21 protein-coding genes and 1 pseudogene are annotated in these 21949 nt (G+C 67.7%); 15 read left to right on the forward strand and 7 right to left on the reverse strand.

Annotated elements, in window-relative coordinates; translation table 11 throughout:
* The first annotated feature begins 3 nt into the window (after positions 1-3).
* Positions 4-1476, forward strand: a complete 1473-nt coding sequence (locus tag ON23_RS06175; protein ID WP_039776866.1) for a flavin-containing monooxygenase — start codon at positions 4-6, stop codon at positions 1474-1476.
* 17 nt (positions 1477-1493) lie between these two features.
* Here ON23_RS06175 and ON23_RS06180 read toward each other — a convergent pair whose 3' ends face one another.
* Positions 1494-1916 carry a PPOX class F420-dependent oxidoreductase gene (locus ON23_RS06180; protein WP_039776899.1) on the reverse strand — a complete coding sequence of 141 codons (423 nt, stop codon included), beginning with the start codon at positions 1914-1916 and terminating at the stop codon, positions 1494-1496.
* 145 nt (positions 1917-2061) lie between these two features.
* Between ON23_RS06180 and ON23_RS06185 the strand changes: the two genes are divergently transcribed.
* The 3 genes and pseudogenes from ON23_RS06185 to ON23_RS39140 form a co-directional block, all read left to right on the forward strand.
* Entirely contained in the window at positions 2062-2547 is a 486-nt protein-coding gene (locus tag ON23_RS06185) for a methylated-DNA--[protein]-cysteine S-methyltransferase (RefSeq protein ID WP_039776867.1), read from the forward strand.
* Positions 2537-3289: a 2OG-Fe(II) oxygenase gene (locus ON23_RS06190; RefSeq protein WP_051042095.1), complete on the forward strand. Its 753-nt coding sequence runs from the start codon at positions 2537-2539 to the stop codon at positions 3287-3289. The genes ON23_RS06185 and ON23_RS06190 overlap by 11 nt, the downstream gene beginning before the upstream one ends.
* Positions 3282-3569, forward strand: a pseudogene (locus ON23_RS39140) (Ada metal-binding domain-containing protein); the annotation flags it as partial. The gene ON23_RS06190 and the pseudogene ON23_RS39140, both read left to right, overlap by 8 nt.
* A gap of 3 nt (positions 3570-3572) precedes the next feature.
* Here the strand turns inward: ON23_RS39140 and ON23_RS39145 are convergent.
* The gene (locus tag ON23_RS39145) at positions 3573-3950 is read right to left on the reverse strand and encodes a hypothetical protein (protein ID WP_030516063.1); all 378 of its coding nucleotides are present in this window, start codon (positions 3948-3950) and stop codon (positions 3573-3575) included.
* A 374-nt stretch (positions 3951-4324) separates the two neighbouring features.
* Here ON23_RS39145 and ON23_RS06200 point away from each other — a divergent pair, with 374 nt between their 5' ends.
* Complete coding sequence (locus tag ON23_RS06200) at positions 4325-5029, forward strand: VIT1/CCC1 transporter family protein (RefSeq protein ID WP_039776868.1); 705 nt, start codon at positions 4325-4327, stop codon at positions 5027-5029.
* Between the two features lie 25 nt (positions 5030-5054).
* Here the strand turns inward: ON23_RS06200 and ON23_RS37745 are convergent, their stop codons facing one another.
* Both ON23_RS37745 and ON23_RS06205 read right to left on the reverse strand, forming a co-directional pair.
* A complete protein-coding gene (locus ON23_RS37745; RefSeq protein WP_156055668.1) occupies positions 5055-5228 on the reverse strand; it encodes a hypothetical protein in 174 nt (57 codons plus the stop codon).
* Between the two features lie 118 nt (positions 5229-5346).
* Positions 5347-6345, reverse strand: coding sequence for an acyl-ACP desaturase (locus tag ON23_RS06205; protein WP_039776869.1), 999 nt, complete (start codon positions 6343-6345; stop codon positions 5347-5349).
* A gap of 217 nt (positions 6346-6562) precedes the next feature.
* Between ON23_RS06205 and ON23_RS06210 the strand changes: the two genes are divergently transcribed.
* From ON23_RS06210 to ON23_RS37750, 3 genes are all read left to right on the forward strand, one after another.
* Positions 6563-7807, forward strand: a complete 1245-nt coding sequence (locus tag ON23_RS06210) for a KasA/KasB family beta-ketoacyl-ACP synthase (protein WP_039776870.1) — start codon at positions 6563-6565, stop codon at positions 7805-7807.
* 95 nt (positions 7808-7902) lie between these two features.
* The gene (fadD32, locus tag ON23_RS06215; protein WP_039776871.1) at positions 7903-9771 is read left to right on the forward strand and encodes a long-chain-fatty-acid--AMP ligase FadD32; all 1869 of its coding nucleotides are present in this window, start codon (positions 7903-7905) and stop codon (positions 9769-9771) included.
* A gap of 163 nt (positions 9772-9934) precedes the next feature.
* The gene (locus tag ON23_RS37750; protein ID WP_062963520.1) at positions 9935-10135 is read left to right on the forward strand and encodes a hypothetical protein; all 201 of its coding nucleotides are present in this window, start codon (positions 9935-9937) and stop codon (positions 10133-10135) included.
* 54 nt (positions 10136-10189) lie between these two features.
* On the opposite strand, the gene ON23_RS06220 is transcribed toward ON23_RS37750, so the two are convergent.
* Positions 10190-11356 (reverse strand): thiolase family protein, encoded by a 1167-nt coding sequence (locus tag ON23_RS06220; protein ID WP_039776872.1) that lies wholly within the window; start codon positions 11354-11356, stop codon positions 10190-10192.
* 222 nt (positions 11357-11578) lie between these two features.
* On the opposite strand from ON23_RS06220, the gene ON23_RS06225 reads away from it, so the two are divergent.
* From ON23_RS06225 to ON23_RS06240, 4 genes are all read left to right on the forward strand, one after another.
* Entirely contained in the window at positions 11579-13090 is a 1512-nt protein-coding gene (locus ON23_RS06225) for a hypothetical protein (protein ID WP_039776873.1), read from the forward strand.
* Between the two features lie 44 nt (positions 13091-13134).
* Positions 13135-13974: a DUF72 domain-containing protein gene (locus ON23_RS06230; RefSeq protein ID WP_039776901.1), complete on the forward strand. Its 840-nt coding sequence runs from the start codon at positions 13135-13137 to the stop codon at positions 13972-13974.
* A 99-nt stretch (positions 13975-14073) separates the two neighbouring features.
* Positions 14074-14586, forward strand: coding sequence for a MarR family winged helix-turn-helix transcriptional regulator (locus tag ON23_RS06235; RefSeq protein ID WP_039776874.1), 513 nt, complete (start codon positions 14074-14076; stop codon positions 14584-14586).
* Positions 14583-17117 (forward strand): MFS transporter, encoded by a 2535-nt coding sequence (locus tag ON23_RS06240; RefSeq protein ID WP_039776875.1) that lies wholly within the window; start codon positions 14583-14585, stop codon positions 17115-17117. The genes ON23_RS06235 and ON23_RS06240 overlap by 4 nt, the downstream gene beginning before the upstream one ends.
* Here the strand turns inward: ON23_RS06240 and ON23_RS35800 are convergent.
* Positions 17090-17581 (reverse strand): hypothetical protein, encoded by a 492-nt coding sequence (locus tag ON23_RS35800; protein WP_051042098.1) that lies wholly within the window; start codon positions 17579-17581, stop codon positions 17090-17092. The two genes, ON23_RS06240 and ON23_RS35800, sit on opposite strands and share 28 nt — an antisense overlap.
* A 369-nt stretch (positions 17582-17950) precedes the next feature.
* On the opposite strand from ON23_RS35800, the gene ON23_RS06250 reads away from it, so the two are divergent.
* The 3 genes from ON23_RS06250 to ON23_RS37755 are packed head-to-tail and all read left to right on the forward strand — an operon-like array spanning position 17951 to position 21419.
* Positions 17951-19000, forward strand: coding sequence for a helix-turn-helix domain-containing protein (locus ON23_RS06250; protein ID WP_039776876.1), 1050 nt, complete (start codon positions 17951-17953; stop codon positions 18998-19000).
* Positions 18997-20400, forward strand: a complete 1404-nt coding sequence (locus tag ON23_RS06255; protein WP_157170175.1) for a pyridoxal phosphate-dependent aminotransferase — start codon at positions 18997-18999, stop codon at positions 20398-20400. The genes ON23_RS06250 and ON23_RS06255 overlap by 4 nt, the downstream gene beginning before the upstream one ends.
* Positions 20397-21419, forward strand: a complete 1023-nt coding sequence (locus ON23_RS37755) for a Rossmann-fold NAD(P)-binding domain-containing protein (protein WP_039776878.1) — start codon at positions 20397-20399, stop codon at positions 21417-21419. Before ON23_RS06255 ends, ON23_RS37755 begins: the two co-directional genes overlap by 4 nt.
* On the opposite strand, the gene lipB is transcribed toward ON23_RS37755, so the two are convergent.
* A partial coding sequence (gene lipB, locus ON23_RS06265) for a lipoyl(octanoyl) transferase LipB (protein ID WP_039776903.1) occupies positions 21362-21949 on the reverse strand: 588 nt, incomplete at its 5' end. The two genes, ON23_RS37755 and lipB, sit on opposite strands and share 58 nt — an antisense overlap.

Here is a 21949-nt window from a genome sequence, read left to right on the forward strand (position 1 = left end):
ACCATGACCGCAGCTGGTGAATATGTCGATGTCGTCATCGTGGGCGCCGGTCTGTCCGGAATCGGCGCCGGTTACCGCGTGCAGACGGAATTGCCCGGAAAGTCCTATGCGATCCTCGAGGCGCGTGAGGCGCTGGGCGGCACCTGGGACCTTTTCCGGTATCCCGGCATCCGTTCCGATTCGGATATGTTCACCCTCGGCTACCCGTTCGAGCCGTGGCGCGATGCCAAATCGATCGCCGACGGTCCCTCGATTCTGCGCTACATCACCGAGACGGCACGCCGCCACGGGATCGACAAGCATATTCGCTACGGCACCAAAGTCGTTGCAGCACAATGGTCCAGCGCCGAATCACGCTGGACGCTGACCCTGCGGCAGGGCGATGCGGAGCGCACACTGAGCTGTCGCTTCCTCTACTCGTGCGCCGGCTACTACAACTACGACGAGGGGCACGCGCCCGAATTCCCGGGCGTGGACACGTTTTCCGGCACCATGGTGCATCCGCAGTTCTGGCCGGAGGATCTCGACTACGCCGGCAAGAAGGTCGTGGTCGTCGGCAGTGGCGCCACCGCCGTGACGCTGGTTCCGGCGATGGCCGAGCAGGCCGAGCTGGTGACCATGCTGCAGCGTTCGCCGACCTGGATCTCCGCGGTCCCCGGCCGCGACAAGCAAGCCGACAAGATTCGGGAACTGCTGCCGGCGGGCCTGGCGCACCGGGTGATCCGCACCAAGAACATCCTGTTCAACGTCGGGTTCTACCAGTACTGCCGCCGTCGGCCGCAGGCCGCGCGCAAGCTGCTGACCGGGCTGACCACACGCATCCTCAAGGACGAGAAGCTGGTCGCCGAACACTTCACCCCGGAATACAACCCGTGGGATCAGCGGTTGTGCGCGGTACCGGACGCCGACTTCTTCAAGGCGATGCGCAAGGGTAAGGCCGAGGTGGTCACCGATCACATCGACACCTTCGTGCCCGAGGGCATCCGCCTGAAGTCGGGCCGGGTGCTGCCCGCCGACATCGTCATCTCGGCGACCGGTCTGAAGCTGCTCGCCTTCGGCGGCATCACGCTGGAGGTCGACGGTGAACCGGTGAACCTGTCCGACCGATTCGTCTGGCAGGGGACGATGCTCACGGGCGTCCCCAACTTCGCGGTCTGCATCGGCTACACGAACGCGTCCTGGACGCTGCGCGCCGACCTGACCTCACGCCTGGTGTGCAAGGTGATCGCCCATATGGACCGCCGCGGATACGAGGCGGTGGTGCCGCAGCCGCAGGCCGAGCTCACCGAACATCCGTTGCTCGACCTCGCCTCGGGCTATATCCAGCGGTCCATCGGCGACTTCCCGCGCCAGGGCGATCGGCATCCGTGGAAGGTGCGCCAGAACTACCTGCTGGATTCGGCCACGACCATGCGCACGAATCTGGACAAGACGCTGCAGCCGGTCCGGCGCACGGCGGTGCTGTCGAACGCCTGAACGCCGTGCCGGTCCGTTCAGCTCGCCCAGGGGCCGACCCCGCCGATCTTGTCGATCCGTACGCGGGTCAGCAGTCCCGGCGGGGCGTCGGCGGGCGGGAAGTTCAGTCCCGGTGCGGCCAGTACGGCGGCCAACTCCTTCAGGAGTTCGGGCGCACCGCCCTCGACGATGCGCGCGGTGCCGGTGACCGACAGATACGGCCGCATGAACCCGCTCGGCTGATCCGAGACGATGGTCAACGCCACTCGCGGATCGCGGCGGACGTTGCGCACCTTCAGATATTCGCCGAGGTGTGCGCTGACCAGTTCGTCGCCCTCGGGGGTCGATTGCAGCGCCACCCAGACGACGGAGACCTGCGGGCTGCCGTCGGCATTCAGGGTGACCAGGGTCGCGTTGGCGCCGGCGCCGACGAATTCGCGCGCGGAATCGGGAAGTCGCATATCCGCTCCGACGCCGGCGCGAACCGTTTCATTCCCGCGATACCCGCGGGCGTGGCCGGACGCGATGTCTGATTTCCGCCGGTGTGAGATCCGGGGCTCCGGCAGATTGGGGAGCGTACGGATCGACATACCGAAAGGATCAGCAATGACGGTCTACACGACGACGGCGAGTCCGCTCGGTGAGCTGATGCTCGTCGGCGAGCTGCGCCCGGCCGGTGTCGCGCTCACCGCCCTGTCCATCGCGGGCGGGAAAGGTGCAGGGGCGCAATCGGATTGGGTCGAGGATCAGGCACCGTTCGTCTCGGTGCTCGACCAGCTCGACGGTTACTTCGCCGGGCAGCGCACTCGTTTCGAACTCGACTACGCGGTCGGCGGCAGTGAATTCCGGCGTCGGGTATGGCATGCGCTCGACGACATCCCGTACGGCCGCACGGTGACCTACCGCGACATCGCCGCCCGGGTCGGCGCGCCGCGGGCGGCAGTGCGGGCCGTCGGGGCCGCGATCGGCGCCAATCCGGTTCTGATCGTGCGGCCGTGCCATCGGGTGATCGGCGCGAACGGCCGCCTGACCGGCTATGCGGGCGGGATCGACCGCAAGCGGCAACTGCTGGAGCTCGAACATGCCGCCTGACACCGGCCCGGCACCGACCGGTTCGGGGCTCACCGCGACGCCGTTCGGCGCTCGGGTGGATGCGCAGGACTGGACGCGGATAGCGGGCGAACTCGACGAGCACGGATACGCGCTGAGCGGCTGCCTGCTGGGCGCCGACGAGTGCCGTGCGCTCGCGAAGTTGTACACCGACGACGACCGCTTCCGCTCCACCATCGAGATGTCGCGTCACCGTTTCGGGTCCGGCGAGTACCGCTACTTCACCCACGATCTGCCCGCGGTGGTGTCGGAGTTGCGTGCCGCGCTGTATCCGAAACTGCTGCCCATCGCGCGGAATTGGGCGCAGCGACTGGGTCGCCCCGGTTCGTGGCCGGACGGCCTCGACGACTGGATCTCCCAGTGCCACCGGGCCGGTCAGCATCGCTCGGCGCAGATCCTGCTGCGCTACGGTCCCGGCGATTGGAACGCGCTGCATCGAGACCTCTTCGGCGACATGATCTTTCCACTGCAGGTGGTGATCGGACTGGATGCGGCGGGCTCGGACTACACCGGCGGCGAATTCCTGATGGTCGAACAACGCCCGCGCGCCCAATCCCGCGGCGCGGCAGTCGCTCTGCCGCAGGGACACGGGCTGGTATTCACCACCCGGGAACGCCCCGTGCGGTCCGCGCGCGGCTGGTCGGCCGCACCCATGCGCCACGGCGTGAGCGTGGTGCGCAGTGGACATCGCCACACGCTGGGCCTGGTTTTCCACGATGCGTGAGGAATGCCGCGCGGGTGAGGGCGGTGTCGCGGCGCGGGATTACGTACTGCTCGACTCGGACGCCGTGCCGTACCGCAGCCCGACCGCGGGCACGGTCGGCGGCCATCGGCGTCAGCGCATCTACGGGCGGCTGGACTGCCCGGCGGCACTGCGCGCACTGCGTCGCGGCAATTACGCCGCATACCGGGTGTTCTTCGCCGACGAGGCCACTGCCGTCGCCGCCGGATACCGTCCGTGCGCGCGGTGTCTGCCGGAGGCGTATCGGCGCTGGAAGTCCGGACGTTCAGATGCTGCGCTGCCGCCGCCGGATCGGCGGCCGGGGTGGACCGATGTGCCGGTGCACCAACTGCAGGGCGGCCAGCAGGATCAGCGAGAATCCGGTGGACAGATAGTCCTCGGTCAGCACGCCGAGGACCGCCAGGCCGCCGAAGACCGGTAGTTCCAGCCACGAGCACCAGGCCAGTAGTCGTAGCCGCGAGGCGTGGGAATCGAGCCAGGCCAGCCCGTCGTCGACGATGTCGGCGGCCGTGTCGAACTCGACCAACCCGTCGCCCACCTGCACGAACCGATGTACCGCCTGCTCGCGACTGATCCGCCCCAGCCACACCTCGTCGATGAGCCGCTTACCTTCGACCGCAACTTCCGTGACGACCGCGTCCATTCTGCGCCAGTCCCTTTCCAGTTGGTCTCGCAAAGTGTAAGCGCCGAGAGCCGCAATCACCCCGCAATCCGGCCCTCCCAACGCTGGGTGGCGCGACACAGGCGGTCCGGGACCGGCGGGCGCCACGGCCGATCGACGCGAATCGGACAGTGCCGCAGCTCACATCGGTCTCGCGAGAGGGCGGCACCGAAAGTCTTGGCGACGAACGGAATTCGGTACGACCGACATTGATTCGGCGTGCGCTCCCGGTTTTCGAAATTAGGTATGGAATACCTTCCTGTGCAATGGTTTACCTAAATTCGGGCAGCCTTTCTTTGCTGGCGGAGAAAAGGCAGCCGAGTTATTTTTGTCCGGTGCAAGCGGATACGGCGGTAATGGAGAGTGTGGTCCGGCCGGAAACTCACGGGCCGGGTTTGTCGGTGCGACTGAATTGGCTGCGGGCCGGGGTGCTGGGTGCCAACGACGGGATCGTCTCCGTCGCAGGGATTGTCGTGGGTGTGGCGGCGGCCACCACGTCGACGTCGGCGATCGTCACCGCGGGCGTCGCCGGACTCGCCGCGGGCGCGGTGTCGATGGCGCTGGGCGAGTATGTGTCGGTGAGCACGCAGCGCGACAGCGAGCGCGCGGTGCTGGCCGTGGAACGGCGCGAGCTCGCCGAGGACCCGGTGGGTGAACTCGCCGAACTGGCCGCCATCTACGAGGGCAAGGGCCTGACGCCGGCCACCGCGTGGAAGGTCGCCGAGGAGTTGACCGCCAAGGACGCGTTCGCCGCGCACGCCGAGGCCGAACTGGGAATTGACCCGAGCGAGCTGACCAACCCGTGGCATGCCGCGCTGTCGTCGGCGACGGCGTTCACCATCGGCGCCCTGCTGCCGCTACTGGCCATGCTGGTACCCGCGGCGATCCGGGTTCCGGTCACCGCGGCGGCGGTTCTGGTGGCCCTGGCCGCGACCGGCGCCGTCGGAGCCCGCCTGGGGCAGGCGCCGGTGCGGCGCGCGACGATTCGCGTGCTGGCGGGCGGTGCGCTGGCGATGGCGACGACCTATGCGGTCGGCCATCTGGTCGGTATCGCGGTCTAGCGGACGGTCGGGGCGGCCGGTGAAATCAGCGGTTCCGGAACCGGTTTCCCACGCGCAGCCGGTCCATGACCGCGCGCATCTTGGCTTGCCGGTGCGGATCGCCGATCCGGAATTCGACGTGCACGACGGGATGGGATGCGTCGATCAGCGCCACGGTTTCGCGGTCCGTGGAGTGAGCAGCGCGGGGTGAAGCGGTCATAACTCCCAGTGTGCACCCGCGGCTATTTTCTGGCAATGTGTTCTGCCGCTCTGTCGCTTTCGAAACCCAATCGAAATGCTCGGGGATGCAGTCGCTTACACCGCCGCGCCGCCGCCGCTCACGGCCGGGAGCCCACCAGGTCTCGTTTGCGGGCCTCCCGGGCCAGCGCCCGGTCACGCTGTTCTTCGAAACGCGCACAATCGTTTCGCAGTTTCTCCAGGAATTCCCCGAGGGTATTGCGCACCCGGTCGCCGCGTGCGGTGAAGTCGTTGCGATCGAACACATTCCACTTGCGCAACACCGGCATCACCACTTCGTCCAGATGCTGGCGCAGATCGTAGATTCCGTGCTTGGCCATCAGCACGCCGTTGCGCCGCCAATCCGGCATTCCGGCGCCCGGCATCTGGAAATTGCACACGATATCGGTAATCGCCTCCAACGCCTGGTCGGGCGCCAGATCCAAAGCCGCCGCGCACATATTGCGGTAGAAGATCATGTGCAGGTTCTCGTCCGCGGAGATCCGCGCCAGCATGCGGTCGGCGACCGGATCCTCGCAGACCTTGCCGGTGTTGCGGTGTGAGACCCGGGTGGCCAGTTCCTGGAAGGTCACGTAGGCGACCGAGTGCAGGAATCCGCTGTCGGCCAGGTCCACCACGCTGGCCTTGTCGCTCTCGCGCACGAGTTTCATCGCGTCGTAGCCGTTGGTCATGTGGACCATCCGGGCCCGCTCCAGGGCCACGGGATCGACCGCGCGGGTGACGACCAGATAGTCGCGAATTGCGATGCCGTGCCGGTTCTCCTCGGCCGTCCACCGCCCCACCCAGGTGCCCCAGGCGCCGTCGGAGGAGAAGTTCTCGGCGATCTCGCGATGGTAGGACGGCAGATTGTCCTCGGTGAGAAGATTCGTCACCATCGCGGCGCGGGCGACCTCGCTCAGCCGTGACTGGGCGGGGTCCCAATCGGTTCCGCCGAGGGCGGCGAAATTGCGTCCCGCATCCCACGGGACGTAGTCGTGCGGATGCCACGTCTTCGCCATCGACAGATGTCGATGCACATTGCTCTCCGCCACGGGCTCGAGTTCCAGCAGCAACTCGAGTTGGGTGAGATTCCTGACCACGGTGTTGCCCTTCCTCGTTGTGGATCGCCGTGCGACGCTGCGGGAAGAAACCGGTACAGTGCAGTCACGACCGGGTTGCCGGGTGGCACTGAGGGCTACGCCGGTCGTGTTCGCCTCGCTAATGTAGCCGCTCCACCGCCACCGTTGTCGCTCCAGCTTGTATTCGCCGCAGTGTTGCCCCTGTTCCGCAGTGTTGCCTGTCGAAAGTGAGCCGAGAATGACGGTTTCCAGCCGTATGCGCTACCGCGACGTCGTCGTCACCAGCCTGGCCGCGACCACGTCCATCGCAGGTGATGTCGACTCCACGTGGAAGGGACTGTTGAACGGGGAGAGCGGAATCGACGTACTCGACGACGGTTTCATCGACCAGTTCGAACTTCCGGTTCGCATCGGCGGTCACCTCAAGGTCGTTCCGTCCACCGTGCTGAGCCGCGAGGAGACCCGCCGGCTGTCCTACGTCGAGCAGATGGCGCTGGTGCTGGGGCGTGAGGTGTGGCGCAACGCCGGTGCGCCCGAGGTCGATCCGGAGCGGCTCGGCGTCTCCATCGGCACCGGGCTGGGTGGCGCGGAGGCGCTCATCGACGTCAAGGACAAGATGGCCAACGGCGGATATCGCCGGGTCAGCCCGCTCGCGGTGCAGATGATCATGCCCAACGGCGCGGCCGCGGTGGTCGGGCTGGAACTGGGCGCCAAAGCCGGTATCGCGACCCCCGTTTCGGCGTGCTCCTCGGGGTCGGAGGCCATCGCCAACGCGTGGAAGATGATCGTGATGGGCGATGCCGATGTGGTCGTGACCGGGGGCGTGGAGGGGTCGATCCAAGCGGTGCCGATCGCCGCCTTCACCATGATGCGCGCGATGAGCACGCGCAACGACGATCCGAAACGCGCGTCGCGCCCGTTCGACACCGATCGCGACGGGTTCGTCTTCGGTGAGGCCGGCGCGATGATGGTGCTCGAATCCGAGGAACACGCCCGGGCCCGCGGCGCCACCGTGCACGCCCGGCTGCTCGGCGCCGGTCTCACCTCCGACGGTTTCCACCTGGTGGCGCCGGATCCGGACGGGAAGGGCGCGGCGCGGGCCATCGCCCGCGCGCTGCAGACCGCCGGCTTGTCGAAAACCGATGTGACACATGTGAACGCGCATGCCACGGCGACCCCGATCGGCGATACCGCGGAGGCGCGTGCCATCGCCGCGGCGGTCGGCAGCCACGCCTCGGTCTACGCGCCGAAATCGGCGCTGGGACATTCCATCGGCGCCGTCGGGGCGCTGGAATCGGTGCTCACGGTGCTGTCGATCCGCGACGGCCTCGTCCCGCCCACGCTCAACCTGGACAACCAGGATCCGGATGTCGATCTGGACATCGTCAAGGGCCAGGCCCGGCCCGGGCGGATCGACTACGCGGTCAACAATTCCTTCGGATTCGGCGGCCACAACGTGTCGTTGACCTTCGGCCGGTACTGAGTTGCCCGGCCGGAGCACCGCCGAGGGCGGGCTCCGGGCTTTCGTTCCTGCGTGACTGTTCGTGCGTGACGTTCGTGCGTGAAAAGGATGAGGGAATGATCGGCGAGACCTTCGATGACTATCTGGACGAAGACGGCAACATCAGCATCCTGGGCGATGCGACCCTGATCGATTTCGTCGACAAGCACAGTGCGGCGAACGGGGACGAGCTGGCCTACCGCTACATCGACTATTCGCGCGAGCGCGACGGTGAGTACCACGAGCTCACCTGGCGCCAGTTCGGTGCGCGGTTGCGGGCGGTGGCGGCCCGGTTGCAGCAGGTGACCCGGCCGCGGGATCGGGTGGCCGTCCTGGCGCCGCAGGGCCTGGACTACGTGGTGGCGATGTTCGCGGCGGTGTACGCGGGCAATATCGCTGTGCCGCTGTTCGACCCCGAAGAACCCGGCCACACCGACCGATTGCACGCCGTCCTCGGCGACTGCCGGCCGACCGCGATTCTGACCGCGAGTTCCGCGGCGGGCGGGGTGCGGGAATTCTTCCGCGGCATGCCGGCCGGGCAGCGTCCGCGCATCATCGCGGTCGACGCGATACCCGACAGCGTCGGTGCGGGCTGGACCCAACCGGACATCACCATCGACAGCGTCGCGTATCTGCAGTACACGTCCGGTTCCACCCGCACGCCGGCCGGCGTGGAGATCACGCACCGGTCGGTCGGCACCAATCTGCTGCAGATGATCGACGCGCTCGGGATCGACGAAACCGCCCGCGGCGTCACCTGGTTGCCGCTGTTCCACGATATGGGCCTGCTGTGTGTGATCCTGCCGGCGATCGGCGGTAAGTTCATCACCATCATGTCGCCGAGCGCGTTCGTCCGGCGGCCGTATCGCTGGATCAAGGAGCTGGCCGCCGCCTCCGACGGCGCCGCAACGTATGCCGCCGCACCGAATTTCGCCTTCGAGCACGCCGCCGCGCGCGGGCGGCCGAAGGCGGGGGAGCACCTCGATCTGTCGAATGTGATCGGCCTGATCAACGGCAGTGAGCCGGTGTCGGTGTCGTCGATGGCGAAATTCAACGACGCCTTCATGCCCTACGGCTTGCCGAAGACGGCGATCAAACCGTGTTACGGGATGGCGGAGGCCACCCTGTTCGTGTCGGCCACCCGGCGCGAGGACGCCGCGCGGGTCGTCCACGCCGACCGGGCCCGGCTCAACGCCGGGCATCTGGTCGAGGTCGACCCGGATGCGGAAAACGCCGTGGCGCAGGTGTCGTGCGGATATGTGGCGCGGTCGCAGTGGGCGGTGATCGTGGACGACAACGGCGCCGAACTGCCGGATGGCCGGGTCGGGGAGATCTGGTTGCACGGGGAAAATATGGGAATCGGCTACTGGGGCCGTCCCGAGGAGACCGAGGCGACCTTCCGCAACCGGCTCAGCGCCCGGCAGGCTACCTGCAGTCACGCCGAAGGTACGGCGCCACAAGCCTATTGGATGAGCACCGGCGATTACGGCGTGTATCACGACGGCGAGTTGTACATCACCGGCCGCGTCAAGGATCTGGTGATCGTCGACGGGCGCAATCACTATCCGCAGGATCTGGAGATGTCGGCACAGGAGTCGTCGACCGCACTGCGGCCGGGTTTCGTGGCCGCCTTCTCGGTGCGCGGTGACGAACTGCCCGCCGACCTCGCCGCCTCCGGATCGGGGGGCGAACATCTGGTAATCGTGGCCGAACGGGGAAGTGGCGCAGCCAAACTCGACGCGGGTCCGGTGGCGGAGGTTGTGCGGGCGGCGATTTCGGCGCGGCACGGGGTGACGGTGCGTGAACTGCTTCTGGTGCCGGCCGGGTCGATTCCGCGCACGTCGAGCGGCAAGATCGCCCGACGTGCTTGTAAGGCCGCGTATCTGACGGGAACCCTGCGTGGCGGCCATCGGCAGCAGGCCTTCCCGGATGTCTCCGACGAGTAACCGGAGGCGGATCGGGCGAGCGAATTAGGTGAGGCAATCCTCGTGTGCCCGTTGAGATGTCCTCTGGGCACCGGATTGTCCGGTACTTGTCCGTCGGCAGCGGCCCGCTATGGAGTTACCGTGTAGCTACATCAACATGTAGAACCGGATATGGGGCAATGTCATGGAGTTGTCTACCGATTATCTCATTGTGGTGATGGCACATTCGGCGCCCACCCGGCCGTTGACCGTGGAACGTGCACACCAGGTGATGCAGTTGCATACCGATTGTTCGACCGACGGCTGCGGTATCAAGCAGGCGGCGTTCGACGCGCTGGTAACCGCCGGGCATATCGTGCCCGACAGCTGCCGGCACCGCGGATAGCGTGCGTCGGTCGGCGTCGGGGACGCCGACCGGCACACGTGATCCGATCGATCCTCAGAGTCGCTCGATGACGGTGGCGTTGGCCAGACCACCGGCCTCGCACATCGTCATCAGGCCGTAGCGGCCGCTCGCCTGTTCGAGGTGGTTGACCAGCGTCGCGAGGATGCGGACGCCGGAGGCGCCGAGCGGATGCCCCAGCGCGATGGCGCCGCCACGGGGATTCAGCTTGGCCGGGTCGGCGTTCAGTTCGCGCGCCCACACCAGCGGGACCGGCGCGAAGGCCTCGTTCACCTCGTAGGCGTCGATGTCGTCGATCGACAGACCACCGCGGGCCAGCACCTTCTCGGTCGCGGGGACGACCGCGGTCAGCATCAGCAGCGGGTCGTCGCCGGTGACGGCGAAGGAGTGGAAGCGGGCACGCGGGCGCAGGCCGAGGGCCGCGGCCTTCTCCTCGCTCATGATCAGGGCCGCGGAGGCGCCGTCGGTGAGCGGGGAGGAGTTGCCCGGCGTGATGGACCACTCGATCTCCGGGAAGCGGGCCAGGTACTGGTCGTCGGCGAAGGCGGGGCGCAGACCGGCCAGCCCCTCGACGGTCGTGGCCGGGCGAATGGTCTCGTCCGCCTGCAAGGTTCCGGCCGCGACGATCTCGCGATCGAATCCGCCCGCCGCGGCGGTCTCGGCGGCCAGCCGGTGCGACCGAGCCGCGAATTCGTCCAGGGCGGCGCGGTCGAACTTCCAGCGGGCGGCGATCACCTCGGCCGAAATGCCCTGCTGCACAAGGCCTTCGGGGTAGCGGTGGGCGATGGGGCCGCGATTGGCATCGGCGCCCTGGCCGTTGGAGAACATCGGCACCCGCGACATCGACTCCACACCGCAGGCGATGGCTATGTCGTAGGCACCGGCGATCACGCCCTGTGCGGCGAAGTGCGCGGCCTGCTGGCTGGAGCCGCACTGGCGGTCCACGGTGGTGGCGGGTACGGCCTCCGGGAATCCGGCCGCGAGCACCGCGGTCCGGGCGATGTTGAACGCCTGTTCCCCGCTCTGTGTCACGCAGCCGGCGATCACGTCGTCGACCAGTGCCGGATCCAGGTCGTTGCGTGCGACCAGGTCGGACAGCACTCCGGCCAGCAGGGTGGCCGGGTGGACCTGGGACAGGCCGCCACCGGTTTTTCCCTTACCGGACGGGGTCCGGACGACATCGACGACGACTGCCGTGGTCATAGCCACTCCGATCGATCAAAGTTACTCGAGGTTCTCCTATAAGTTAACACCGATTCGCTTCTTTTCCGAGAGTGGGCCCGGTTTGCGGGGCACTCCGCGGCCCGGCGGCGGCGCGGCTCGCGGAGCTCGTCGGCTGCTGCGCGCTGCCCGGATGTGGCAGACTCGGCACGGCACGATGCGGCCGGTCGACGACCGTATGCGGAAGGTGATGCGGGAGTTGGGATGGCGAGTGCGCTGAGCGCGATCGAACAGCAGGTGGCCGACCACAGACGGGCCGCCGCCCAGCAACGTTCGGCCGAAGCCGAACTGCGCCTGGCGACGTCGCTGTGCGAGTTGGCCAGAGCCTGCCTGGACACCAAGGCCGAGGGCGCCGACCGCGACCGCGCGCCCGCCGCCCTGGAACCCGCCCAGGAGGCGGTGCTGATCCGGCTGCACTGGCTGACCGCCGGTCATGTGACCGCGCAATTCGCCGGGCAGGTCACCGAGGCGCTGCGACTGTTCGAACAGGCCGCCCGCACGATCGGTCATCGGGAACTGGCCACCGCGACCATCCGCCAGGCCTGCGACGCGTATCACCAGGTGGCGCAGAACTATCCGATGGCGGCCGGGGTGTGTGCCGACGGTCTGTCCAAATGCGGGGTGTGGCTGTGCCGGCTGGATCCGGAATCGGCGGTGGCGGCCAGTGCCGAGGCGGTGCGCATCCGCGCGGGCCTGTTCGCCGCCAATCCCGATCAGGCCGGGCGGTATCTGGCGAGCCTGAACATGCTGCTGCGCACGCTGATGATCGGCCGCGGGCGCAAACAGGCGCTGGCGACGTATCGCGAACGGTATTCCGCGTGGACCACGCCGGAGATGACGACCCGGCTGCGGGAGACCTCGATCGACGAACTCGAGTTCACCAGCAAAACCCATGCCGCCCTGGTGAAATTGGAATGTCCGACGCTCGAGCGGGCCGGATATCTCACCCAGCAGCAGATCCTGTACCAAACCGCCGGTGATCTGACCACGATCGAGGAGATCAACTGGAAGCTCGGTCTGGTCGGGCTCAAACCTCTCGCCGCCGGTGCGCTGGCGGACCCGCCGTCCAAGCCGCTGGAGATCGCCACCTCCTACGGTGCGTTGAGTGTGCGCTGCGCCGCCGCCGACGCCGTGGCCCGGGTGCGCGCGGCCGTCATCGAGGCCTATGCCGCCGACGGCGCGCATCCGGTGGACAGCAGCGCCTTCGCCGGAGTCGGCGAAACCCATTGGCATATGCCCGATCCCGCCCTCAATACCGCTGCGAACCTCGGTGACGACGTGGTGCTGCTGCAGCGCGCGGGCAGCTGGGTGCATGTGCTGAGCCTGTTCTGGGAGCTCGCTCCCACCGGCAAAAACCCTCTGGCGCTTCGCCTTTCGCGGCAGTGGCCGGTGCTCGCGGTCAACACCATCGAGAATCTGACCTACGAATTGTGCTGGTACGCCGACGGTGCCGCCCGGCAGTTCGCCGCCCTGGGCCGGCCGGCCGGTCAGGAACCGCTGGCCGAACCGCTGGCGCCGTTGGATTTCGCGATGCTCGCCGACTACGGCGCCGACTACGCCTCCGAAACCCAGGTTCGCGCGGCGTTCGGCAACTCCGGCATGTTCGCCAAACTGACCAACCTGCCCGCCAGCGGTATCCGGCAGGCCGGGCAGGCGCGTGCCCTGGCCGACTACGGCGACCAGATCCTGTTCTTCCGCGGCGCACCGCAGGGCTGATCCGCCGCGCGGTGTTGTCACCGCCGGCGGATACCGTCGACACCATGACACTCTCGGTCGGATGCGCGCAGTGGACGCACGAGGCGTGGCGCGCGTACCAGCCGGATTCGCGGCGGCGCCTGGGCGGGTATGCCCGGTACTGCACGGCGGTGGAGGGCAACACCACCTTCTACGCGACGCCGAATCCGGCCACCGTGCGGTCGTGGGTGGATCAGACGCCCGAGGACTTCCGCTTCGTGCTGAAGCTGCCCAGGACCGTCACCCACGAACGCCGGATGCGCGGTGCGGAAACGGAATTGGCGGAATTCCTGCGCGCGGTCGAGCCGCTCGGGTCGCGCATTCACGCGCTGTGGGCACAGTTGCCGGCCTCGTTCGGGCCGGACGATCTCGGCGTGCTCGCCGGGCTGCTGCACCGCCTGCCGCGCCGGTATCGCTGCGCGGTCGAGGTGCGCCACCGTGCCTTCTTCGCCGACCCCGAGGCCGCCGGCCGATTGGAGTACGTGCTGGAACGTGTCGGCGCCGAATGGATTCCGTTCGACACCACGACCCTGTTCGCCGCGCCGCCGCGCAGCCCCGGCGAGTACGAAGCGAGCGCGAAGAAGCCGCGGCTGCCGCGCCGCCTACGCGCACTGACCGAATATCCGATCGTGCGGTATCACGGCAACGACGATATCGAGGCGACCGTCGCCGGCTGGCGGCCGTGGCGCGATCTCGTCGTCGAGTGGTTGCGGGAGGGACGGTCGCCGACGGTCTTCGTTCACACTCCGGACAATGCGGATTCGTTACTGCTGGCCCGGCGGTTCTACGCTGACGTGCGGTCCGCCGGCGCGGAACTCCCGGCCCTCGTGGATCCGGCGCCGATCGAGCCGATGACCTTGTTCTGAGGAAATGAACGACCGCCGTACGCCCCTCTGTATAGTTGGCGCCGGCAACTATTTGTACGCGCTAAGCAAGTCTGCGGATCTGGGAAAAGGGGACACCCGATGACCGCTGCCGGCCTTGACCGCACCGTCACCGCCACAGCGCTCGACGACGCCGATCGACTCGGCGCTCAATTGATCCGGTTCGTTCGCGCGGTGAATCGCGCGAAAACGCAGTTGTCCAAGGCGGGTCCGGACGGACTGGAGAAACTCGCCTACGCCATGCTGTTCTGCCTGGTTCACGACGGACCGCAGCGGACGGGCAAGCTGGCCGAGCAATTGCACGCCGAGATCTCCACCATCAGCCGGCAGACCAGATCGCTCGTGGCACACGGCTTGGTGGAGCGCCGGGCGGATCCGGTCGACGGCCGGGCATGCGTGCTGGCCGCGACCGACGAGGGGAGCCGGGTGTTCGCCGAGAATCGACGCTTGCGCAACCTCTGGATCGCCGAGGTGATGGCCGACTGGCCCGCCGCGGACCGGTCCACTCTGATCGCTTTGCTCGACCGGCTCAACTGCGGTATCGAATCAACTCCACCATCGACGGCCGAACCGAAACAGGGCTTGGAAATATGACCACTTCGACCACCCGGGAGCCGGCGGCGCAGCCGGCCTCGGGTCCCGCGCCGGGCGCGCTCTCGCATCGGCAGATTTTGACTATTTTGTCCGGTTTGTTGCTGGGGATGTTCTTGGCGGCGCTGGATCAGAATATTGTGAGTGTGGCGATTGTCCGGATCGCGAATAGTTTGCATGGTTTCGATCAGCAGGCGTGGGCGACGACGGCGTATTTGATTACGGCGACGATTTCGACGCCGTTGTACGGCAAGTTGGCCGATATCTATGGTCGGAAGCCGTTCTATCTGTTGGCGATCGGTATTTTCGTGGTGGGTTCGGCGGCGTGCACGTTCGCGACGTCGATGTACGAGTTGGCGGCCTTCCGCGCCTTCCAGGGGCTCGGCGCGGGTGGCCTGATGTCCTTGGCGTTCACCATCATCGGGGATATCGTGCCCGCTCGCGAACGCGTGCGGTACCAGGGCTATTTCATGATGGTGTTCGGCACCGCGACGGTCGCGGGCCCGGTGCTCGGCGGCTTCTTCTCCGATTACGACACGCTGTGGGGTATCGACGGCTGGCGTTGGGTGTTCCTGGTGAACGTCCCGATCGGTGTGCTCGCGCTGGCCGTGGTCGCGAAGGTGCTCAACGTGCCGCACGAGCGGCAGCGGCATCGCGTGGACTGGTTCGGTGCGATCGCGCTGGCGATCTGTGTGGTGCCGTTGCTGATCGTGGCGGAGCAGGGCCGCGGCTGGGGCTGGGAGTCACCGCGCGCGCTGATCTGCTACGGCATCGGCGCGGTCGGGCTCGTGCTGTTCGTCCTCGTGGAATTTCTGATGAAGGACGCCGCGCTGATTCCGCTGCGGCTGTTCCGGAATTCGACGTTCTCCATCACCATCCTGGGCGGCTTCATCGTCGGTATCGCGATGTTCGGCGCGATCAGTATGGTGCCGCTGTATCTGCAGGTGGTGCGGGGCTATTCGCCCACCAAGGCAGGTCTGCTGATGTTGCCGCTGGTGCTGGGCATCATGATCGGCTCGCTGATCGCGGGGCAGGTCACCAAACTGACTGGCCGCTACAAGATCCTGCCCGTGCTGGGCACCTTCGTCATCGCGTGCGGTGCGGCGCTGTACGCGCAGGTGCACTACGACAGCCCACTGTGGCAGCCGCTGGTGTACAGCGCGGTCATCGGCTTCGGCCTCGGTGGCTGTATGCAGACGTTGATCATCGCGGCGCAGAATGCCGGTCCGCGGTCGGATATGGGTGTGTCGACGGCGTCGGCGACCTTCTTCCGGCAGATGGGCGGCACGCTGGGTGTCGCGGTCTTCCTGACGATTCTGTTCAATCTGTTGCCGCACAAGATCATCGACGCGTTCGGCGGTGTGCTGCCGCCCGGCTTCGACACCGGGAAGCTCGACCAGCTGCAGTCGAACACCAGCGGGATCGCGGCACTGCCGGCGCAGGTGCGCGATCCGATTCTGATCGGCTTCACCGACTCCCTGCACGGCGTGTTCTACGCCGCCGCCGGGGTGGCGCTGCTGGCCTGTGTGGTGCTGCTGTTCATGAAAGAGATTCCGCTGCAGGACAGTTCGGCGCCGCCGCAGCGCGGCGAGCAGCCGCAGGACGCGCGGACCGTGGCTGAAGCCGAAGCCGCCGAGGCACCCGAACTCTGGGAGCCGGAGCAGTTGTGGGAGGCGGACGGCGAAGCGGCCCGGCCGGAATCGGCGCCGGCCCTTGCCGAATCGGCGGCGCACACCGCGTTCCCGGAGGTCATCGGCGACGTGCCCGGCGACGCTCCTGTGTCCGGACACATCCACCGCGAAGACGGGCAATCCATACCCGGTGCGGCGCTGACACTGATAGACCAACGGGGACACCAGGTTTCGCGCGCGACGACCGACGGCGCGGGCGGCTACCGCCTGAGCGTGCCGGACGCCGGTAACTATGTGCTGATCGTTTCCGCCGAGGGACATCAGCCCGCCGCGGTGAACGTCGCGATCGGTTCCGAACCCCAGACGGTCGATCTCACCCTGCAGGGGTCCGGAGAGCTGTCCGGCATTGTCACCGAGGGGCCGGGCCGGCCACTCGCCGGCGTGACCGTCACCCTGACCGATCGGCGCGGGGAGGTCGTCGGCGCGGCGGTGACCGGGGCCGACGGCGCGTATGCCTGTCACGGCATCGTCGCCGGCACCTACACCCTGGTCGCGGTCGCCGGGCATCGCAGGCCGGATGCCACCACGTTGACCGTTCCCCAGACCGGCATGTTGCGCTACGACATCGAACTCGCTCCGACGGCGGTGCTGTCGGGCCGGGTGCGCTCCGAGCGCGGTCCGGTCGCCCACGCCCACGTCGCGGTGCTGGATTCGGGCGGCGCGGTGGTGGCCGCCGCATTGACGGACGGGGACGGGCGCTACCGGATCGACGATCTCCCCGCCGGGGACTACACGGTGGTGGGTCGCGGCTATCCGCCGGCCAGTGCGCGGGTGGCCGTCGACGGCGAACGGATCGCCCACGACCTGCGGCTCTGCTACGACGGCGCGGCCGACAGATCGTGATCGGTATGCCGCGGCCGGTGCAGCGACACCGGGGTGCGGTGAACGTGCGGGAGGTGCGGGTGGCCTCGGACCGGGCCGTATTCGGTGGCACTCGCCCCCCTGTCACCCGGCCCGATATCCCCGGGCTCGATGTCGCCGGGTTCGATGTCGTCCGGCCCGATATCGCCGGATCGCCGGGCCGTGCGCTCGAGGACCCGGGCGCACAGCCGGATCACCGCCTCGTCCAGGGTGATGCCGAGTTCGGCGGCGTGCAGGGTGGCCATCTCGACGGCCCCCAGGTCGTCCACGAAAGCCGGATCGGACAGGATCTCGTCCAGGATCATGCCGCTCAGCGCCTGTTCCTGGGTCAGAAGCTCGCCGGGCAGCCAGCTCAGCAACCACCGTCCGGGAAGTGACGGCAGGCGCTGGGCAGATTCCGGGGTGACATCGCTGGTCATCAACCAGTCGGTGATATGAAGCGTCATGGCATTCCCCTTCCACCAAGCCGGCCCCTCCGATAAACGGAGAGCCGGTGGCTATAGCTAAATGCTAAGGACGGCTTTCCGGGGCTGTCAACTAAGCATCTGTGCTTATCTGCGATATCTCCGGGACCTCAATGCCCAACTTCAATCAGATATGCCCAGCGAATATCTGAATTGATTACCGGAGATGGGTGTGAAGGTGTGAAAGTTGGCTCTGGGGAACGCTTTCGAGCGTCTTGTGGCAGAATCCGCAGCAGGCCGGGCACATTCGAGTTATCGGCGAGCTGCGTTCGCCGGGCGTTCACCGGAGTAATGAAAAATTGATGTTTAGCTGATGATCCGATGGGCCACATGTGATTAGAATTCCGCATCGTGACACAATCTGACCCAGACGGTGGCGAGCGGATCGGCGAACTGGTGCGCCGGCTCCGTATCGAGTCCGGTCTCACCCAGGCCGCGCTGGCCAAACAGGCGGACTGTTCACGCAGCCTCGTTCAGCAGATCGAGAACGGCACCCGCGTGCCGCCGCTGCCGCTGCGGGAACGTCTGAGTTCGGCGCTGGGGCAGGAACTTCCGATGGACGGCGTCGGCGGCTCGTCCGAACCCGGCGGGCATTACGACCTGCGGATGCGTTTCAACGTACTTCTCGGCAAGGACCCCGGCGTGGTGGATCGCGTGCTGACGATCGCGCAGACCGTCCTCGACGCCCGCGGTGCGCGTGAGGAGGTGGAGCCGTTGCGCCTCATCGCCGCTCGCCAGCTCGAGCGCGCGGAAGAGCTGCTGGCGCAGATACCTTCGCGCAGTGCGACGGTGTGGGAGTGGAATACGGTCAACGACTGGCTGACCATCCTGGAACAGGCCGAACAGTCCGTGCGCGCCATCCACACCGCCGACCTGGGCACCATCGGCGGTGACGTCGGCGACGACTACCATGCCGCGATCGTGCGCCTGGCCGATGCGGTGCACGAGCCGCGAGTCACGGTGCGGCGCATGTACGTTCTGGATCGCATCGAAGATGTGTGGCCCTACGACGACAAGCTGTGGTGGCAGGCGCGCTCCGGTGTCGAGAGCGTGCTGGTCAAGCGGGAGCACGCGCGCAATGCGCAGAGCATGCTGGTCGTCGACGACCGGTATGTCTGTGTCGGGGAATACGACTACTCCCGCCAGACCCGGGTCGCGACGCGCTTCTCGGTGCTCAAACACGATGTGGCGTTCGCGGTCCGGCGCTTCGAGAAGCTCTACGACCTGCGGCGCATCGGTTCGGCGATCGTGGTCAACGATCTGCTGGCCGATCCGCGGCTGGCCCGGTTCGACCGCTTGGGCGACGGTGAGGGGCGGGACCTGTTCCGCGAGACGCTCGTTCGCGCCTGGGAGGACATCCCGACCCCCGGTCAGGCGTCGCTGGAAACAGGGCGGCTGTGACGAGCGGCCCCCGGCATACCGAGCGGGCCGCCGCCGCGATGATCCTGCGTTCGGAGGAGCGCAAGAAGGACCTGCGCCGGTGGCTGTCGGACACCGCACCGTTTCCCGGTCTGTCCGGCCGCCGGTACGACGGTGTTCTGGACGCGTACCACGGCGAGACCGGATTCGAGATCGATCCGGCGGCGGCGCGTGCGCTGCGGCGGGCGTGGAACGACCTGGCGCCGCATCGGATCCGGCGCCGAGGTCTGCCGGACTACGACAAGCGGCAACCGCTCGAGGTGCGGGAGTCGGCCGCCGCCCGCCTGTTCGACCGGCTGCACCGCCCCGCCGACGGCGTGGCGGGCGTCCGGGTTCGTCCCGACGAGGTTGTCGTCTGCCCGTATTCGAGCATGCTGATGCTCGAGGAGGTGATCGCCACCGTCGTGCGCCCCGGCGGGGTGATCGTCTGCCCCGAGGGTTTCTACAAGAACTTCGCCACCCATATCGCCAAATTCGATGTGCGCGTGGTGGTTCCGGCGGCCACACCGGACGATTCGTTCCGCATCGACCCGACCGCGCTGGCCCGGGAACTGGCACGGCACGGTGATGCCGTCTGTGCCGTATTGCTGACGTTGCCGGGCAATCCGGTCGTCACGCGGTACTCGCCGGACGAATTGCGGGAAATCGCAGAGGTTCTCGTCGCGGCCGAGGTTCCGGTGATCTGCGATATGGCCTTCGACCGGCTCGTCGGCGGGCATATCCCGCTCGCCGCGCTGGAGGTGCCGACCGCGCGCGGCTCGGTCCGGTTGTACGACCGGATGGTCACCGTCACGGGGAACTCGAAGGGCTACAACGCTTTCGGTCCGTGCAAACTGGGTGCCGCGTGCACCGGCGACGCGCAGTGGCTGGAGCGTATCCGAGCGCGACTCACGATCGCTTTTCAGCGGGAGAGTACGCATCTGGTGCGCGCGGTGCTGGACCATACGCCCGATGCCTATTTCGAGCACAATCGGAAGCTGGTACGCGAACAGTTCGATACCGCCCTGGACCGGATCGCCGCGATCGATGCCGAATTCGGCGCGAAGATACTGCGGCCGTTGGGCTCCGGCGCGAGCATGTTCCTGTCCGTGGTCGCCGACTCCGCCCTTCTGGACGCGGCGGGAGTGGGCGACAGCGCCGAGCTCGAGGATCTCTTGCTGGCCGGTGCCGGGATCGACAGCGTCGCGCTGGGACGCACCGGATCACCGCGGACGGGTGTGCGGCTCAACGTCCTCGCACCCCGGCGCGGACCCGGCACCGAGTCGCGGGAGTTGGTCGACGAACTGTTCGATCGGCTCGGCGGGCTGGTCGCGGAGTTGGCCGGTGGCGCCACCTACCGCGACATCCTGCGCCGGCGCGGTCTTGCGGAGCCACCGGCGTGATCGTCGGCGTGCTGCGCGAAACCGCCGCCCGGGAACGGCGGGTGGCGTTGACGCCGGACGGAGTCCGATGCCTGATCGCGGCCGGGATGCGGGTGGTGGTGGAGGTCGGCGCCGGGCGGGCGGCCGGATTCGACGACGACACCTACCGGTTCGCGGGGGCAGCCCTCGTGGACGATCCGGGTGCTGTGGTCGCGGCCTGCGATGTGCTGGCGTGGGTGAAGCCGGCGACCCACGACCTGCGCGCGATGTCGCGGCGGCCGCATCTCACGCTGATCGGCTTCCAGGACCCGCTGCGGCGAGCCGCGCAGATCGCCGAACTGCGTGGATCGGGCGTGGAATCGATTGCGTTCGAGTTGTTTTCCCACGAAGCCGGTGCCTTGGACGCGCTCTCGGCGATGAGCCGGATCGCCGGCAGCGTGGCCTATCTCGCGGGGCAGCGGCTGGTACCGCGCACCGTGCGCAGGCCGATCCGTTCCCTGATTCTGGGCTGCGGGCCGGCCGGACTGTCGGCCGTCGCGACGGCAGCCGCCTGCGGGGCCGAACCGCCGGTGGTGCTGGGGCGCCGGCCCGAACTGCGAGAGGCACTGAACGCGCAGGGCCCCAACGTCTTTCACTGGTCCCACGACGTCGACGCCGCCCGCGTCCTGGAGCGGATCCGCACGGACAAACCGGATCTGGTCTTCTGCGCGGCGGTGCGGCGTGGGCAACGGTCTCCGCTGCTGGTCGACGGGCCCGCACTCGACGCACTCGGGGACGGCGCGGTCGTGGTCGACCTGACCGCCAAGGCGGGTGGCAACTGTGCGGCGACCGTCACGGACGCGACCGTGGTGCTGGGCAACGGCGTCGTGGTGACCCACCGCTCGAACTATCCGGCGCGCCGACCGGCCCCGGCCAGCCGCGCCTACAGTGCGGCGGTAACCGCCGCGATACTGCGACTGGCGGAATGCGGCCTGCCGCGTGATCAGACGGTGTCGGATGCTTCCGCTTCGAATGCTTCCGCCACGATCGGACGAACCTGATCCATTCCGGCGCCCGGCTGTTCGCGCCGCACCGACGTCATATCCACATCGGGCAGCCCGCACGCGACGGCCCACTGCCACGGTTCCAGGTCGCCGTCGACGTTCATGGCGAAGCCGTGGCTGGTGACGCCGCGGCTCTGCCGCATGCCGATGGAGACGATCTTGCGGCCCGTCTCGACGGTCCACACGCCGGTGAGCAGTTCCGATCCCGGCGGGGTGTCGCGGCGTTGCGCCCGGATGCCCAGCCGGTCGAGCGCGGCCACCAGGCGGTATTCGACCTCGCGGATGTAGTCCACGACGCCTTCGCCCGCACCGAGTTTCACGACGAGGTATCCGACGAGCTGGCCGGGGCCGTGATAGGTGAGCTGTCCGCCGCGGGTGGTCTCGACCACCGGAATGCCGTGGTCGGGATCGGGCAGATGCGCGCTCGGCGTCCGGCGCCCGATCGTATAGACCTGCGGGTGGCTGAGCAGCCACAACGTATCCGGCCGTTCGTCGCGCTGGCGCTGTTCCACCAGTTCGGCCATACG

It is taken from the genome of Nocardia cerradoensis NBRC 101014, from assembly GCF_000308535.1.
Lineage (GTDB): Bacteria > Actinomycetota > Actinomycetes > Mycobacteriales > Mycobacteriaceae > Nocardia > Nocardia cerradoensis.

Coding starts and splice junctions, on each gene's coding strand:
- ON23_RS06180 (WP_039776899.1), bottom strand. CDS start 1,916: ATGCGACTTCCCGATTCCGCGCGCGAATTCGTCGGCGCCGGCGCCAAC.
- ON23_RS06220 (WP_039776872.1), bottom strand. CDS start 11,356: ATGACCACGGCAGTCGTCGTCGATGTCGTCCGGACCCCGTCCGGTAAG.
- ON23_RS39145 (WP_030516063.1), bottom strand. CDS start 3,950: ATGGACGCGGTCGTCACGGAAGTTGCGGTCGAAGGTAAGCGGCTCATC.
- ON23_RS06225 (WP_039776873.1), top strand. CDS start 11,579: ATGGCGAGTGCGCTGAGCGCGATCGAACAGCAGGTGGCCGACCACAGA.
- ON23_RS06240 (WP_039776875.1), top strand. CDS start 14,583: ATGACCACTTCGACCACCCGGGAGCCGGCGGCGCAGCCGGCCTCGGGT.
- ON23_RS06185 (WP_039776867.1), top strand. CDS start 2,062: ATGACGGTCTACACGACGACGGCGAGTCCGCTCGGTGAGCTGATGCTC.
- ON23_RS06175 (WP_039776866.1), top strand. CDS start 4: ATGACCGCAGCTGGTGAATATGTCGATGTCGTCATCGTGGGCGCCGGT.
- fadD32 (WP_039776871.1), top strand. CDS start 7,903: ATGATCGGCGAGACCTTCGATGACTATCTGGACGAAGACGGCAACATC.
- ON23_RS35800 (WP_051042098.1), bottom strand. CDS start 17,581: ATGACGCTTCATATCACCGACTGGTTGATGACCAGCGATGTCACCCCG.
- ON23_RS37750 (WP_062963520.1), top strand. CDS start 9,935: ATGGAGTTGTCTACCGATTATCTCATTGTGGTGATGGCACATTCGGCG.
- ON23_RS06190 (WP_051042095.1), top strand. CDS start 2,537: ATGCCGCCTGACACCGGCCCGGCACCGACCGGTTCGGGGCTCACCGCG.
- ON23_RS06235 (WP_039776874.1), top strand. CDS start 14,074: ATGACCGCTGCCGGCCTTGACCGCACCGTCACCGCCACAGCGCTCGAC.
- ON23_RS06230 (WP_039776901.1), top strand. CDS start 13,135: ATGACACTCTCGGTCGGATGCGCGCAGTGGACGCACGAGGCGTGGCGC.
- ON23_RS06200 (WP_039776868.1), top strand. CDS start 4,325: ATGGAGAGTGTGGTCCGGCCGGAAACTCACGGGCCGGGTTTGTCGGTG.
- ON23_RS06210 (WP_039776870.1), top strand. CDS start 6,563: ATGACGGTTTCCAGCCGTATGCGCTACCGCGACGTCGTCGTCACCAGC.
- ON23_RS37745 (WP_156055668.1), bottom strand. CDS start 5,228: ATGACCGCTTCACCCCGCGCTGCTCACTCCACGGACCGCGAAACCGTG.